The 1,658-nt window shown below is 70.1% G+C and carries 1 protein-coding gene and 1 pseudogene; both read left to right on the forward strand.

Annotation, left to right across the window (positions count from 1 at the left end):
• Window positions 1-471 (forward strand): annotated as a pseudogene (locus ACWDXS_RS35615) (hypothetical protein); the annotation flags it as partial.
• Window positions 472-509: 38 nt separating this feature from the next.
• The gene (locus ACWDXS_RS35620; RefSeq protein ID WP_449972793.1) at window positions 510-1,532 is read left to right on the forward strand and encodes a replication-relaxation family protein; all 1,023 of its coding nucleotides are present in this window, start codon (window positions 510-512) and stop codon (window positions 1,530-1,532) included.
• Window positions 1,533-1,658 lie beyond the last annotated feature (126 nt).

Raw genomic sequence — 1,658 nt, forward strand, 5'->3', positions numbered from 1 at the left:
CAGAACTTCCTCAACCTGTCGACCCCGATCGAGGACATGCTCGCCGAAGCCCGAGGACTGCGACTGTCACTGCTCCTCGCGCATCAAAATCTCGGCCAGCTCTCACGCGAACTGCGCGACGGCATCTCAGCCAACGCCCGCAACAAGATCGTGTTCGCCGTCAGCCCCGACGACGCCCGCGACCTCGCCCGCCACACCGAGCCCTGGCTGTCCGAGCATGACCTGTCTCACCTGGACGCCTTCCACGCCGCCGCCCGCCTGCTCGTCGACGGCCGCAACGCCCGCCCCTTCACCCTCACCACCTGCCCCCTCGATCCTCCGATACCGGGCCGCGCCCGCGGGATCGCCGCTACCGCCCGCGCCCGCCTCACCGCCCCGGTACCCGCGCCCGCACAGGCTTCTGCTCCCGAGCCCAGCGACGAGCCGGGCGAGCGGCCAGATCCCGCACGCCACGACCCTCGCCGGCCCTAGCCACACGACCCACCTGCCCAAGAAAGGGTGCCGCACTTATGATCTCGCGACCCGACCGACAAGCAGAACGACGGGCACCTCGTCCCGAGCCCCGCGCCGCGCGACCCCGCCCGGTCGACACCACCGCGCTCGTTGCGCGGCTGACCGAGCGTGACCGCTGGATCCTGCGGATGCTGCACGAGCACCGCGTCCTGACCACCAACCAGCTCGCCACCCTCGCCTTCCCCACCCCGGCTCTCGCGTTGCGCCGCTTGAGCCTGCTGCACCGCTACGGAGTCCTGGAACGGTTCCGGCCCTTGCGAACCCGAGGCAGCGCACCAGTGCATTGGGTACTGGCCCCAGCCGGAGCGACCGTGCTCGCCGCGGAAGCCGGGATCAGCGTGCGCGAGCTCGGCTACAACCACCAGCGAACCCTGTCGGTCGCTCACAGCCTGCACCTGGACCACACCCTCGGCGTGTCCGACTGGTTCGCCACCCTCACCGCCCACGCACCCCGCGATGAGCGCGGCGAACAAGCCCGAGTACAGGCGTGGTGGTCACAGACCCGCTGTCAACGGCTGTGGGGCGATCTCGCCCGACCGGATGCGTTCGGCCGCTACACCCGCGCCGAAACCACCCTGGACTTCTTCCTCGAATACGACCTCGCCTCCACCACGTTGAGCCGGGTCGCCGCCAAGCTCCACGGCTACGCCGAGCTGGCCCGCACCACCGGTGTCATCACCCCGGTCCTGCTGTGGGCTCCGTCCATGCTGCGCGAAGCCAACGCCCGAGATGCCCTGCGCCACAGCTGGGCCCGACTACCCGAGCCCAATGCGGTGCCCGTCGCAACCGCCGCCGCCGAACTCCTGGCCTCGAGTCCCGAGGCCAGCCCCGCCGAGCAAGTCTGGCTACCGCTGGACACCGACACCGACCGCAAACACCTGCACGAACTCGCCACCGCCTGGCCCCAACGGACCCCGCCAGCGACCAGCGTCGACACCGAACAGACCTCGACATCGCACAACGGGCTCGTCATCCTTGCCCCACCCCCACCGCGCCCACCGGCCTCCGAATTCTGGTGAGACAGCGATGCTGGTGAAAGCACTCGGGGCGGGCTGCGCGGCGGTCGTGTTCTTCGTCGTGGTGATCGCGGCCGTCGTGACCACGGTCGTCGTGTTCGACCAATCGCTGAGCACGCCTGTCGCGCC

Source organism: Nocardia sp. NPDC003183 (genome assembly GCF_053590715.1).